This is a genomic window from Xanthomonas cissicola (genome assembly GCF_008801575.1).
Classification (GTDB): Bacteria; Pseudomonadota; Gammaproteobacteria; order Xanthomonadales; family Xanthomonadaceae; genus Xanthomonas; species Xanthomonas cissicola.
Genome location: NZ_VZPL01000230.1, coordinates 1 through 663, shown reverse-complemented (window position 1 = coordinate 663; position 663 = coordinate 1). Strand labels below are relative to the sequence as shown.

Annotated in this window: 1 pseudogene; it reads left to right on the top strand. The window is 70.3% G+C overall.

From position 1 onward, the window contains the following. Window positions 1–663: pseudogene (locus F7R02_RS25760) on the top strand (TAL effector repeat-containing protein); the annotation flags it as partial.

The following is a 663-nucleotide window of genomic DNA, read 5'->3' as shown; positions in this document are numbered from 1 at the left end:
GTGCCAGGCCCATGGCCTGACCCCGGAGCAGGTGGTGGCCATCGCCAGCCACGATGGCGGCAAGCAGGCGCTGGAGACGGTGCAGCGGCTGTTGCCGGTGCTGTGCCAGGCCCATGGCCTGACCCCGCAGCAGGTGGTGGCCATCGCCAGCAATGGCGGTGGCAAGCAGGCGCTGGAGACGGTGCAGCGGCTGTTGCCGGTGCTGTGCCAGGCCCATGGCCTGACCCCGGAGCAGGTGGTGGCCATCGCCAGCCACGATGGCGGCAAGCAGGCGCTGGAGACGGTGCAGCGGCTGTTGCCGGTGCTGTGCCAGGCCCATGGCCTGACCCCGGAGCAGGTGGTGGCCATCGCCAGCAATATTGGTGGCAAGCAGGCGCTGGAGACGGTGCAGCGGCTGTTGCCGGTGCTGTGCCAGGCCCATGGCCTGACCCCGGAGCAGGTGGTGGCCATCGCCAGCAATGGCGGTGGCAAGCAGGCGCTGGAGACGGTGCAGCGGCTGTTGCCGGTGCTGTGCCAGGCCCATGGCCTGACCCCGGAGCAGGTGGTGGCCATCGCCAGCAATAGCGGTGGCAAGCAGGCGCTGGAGACGGTGCAGCGGCTGTTGCCGGTGCTGTGCCAGGCCCATGGCCTGACCCCGGAGCAGGTGGTGGCCATCGCCAGCAA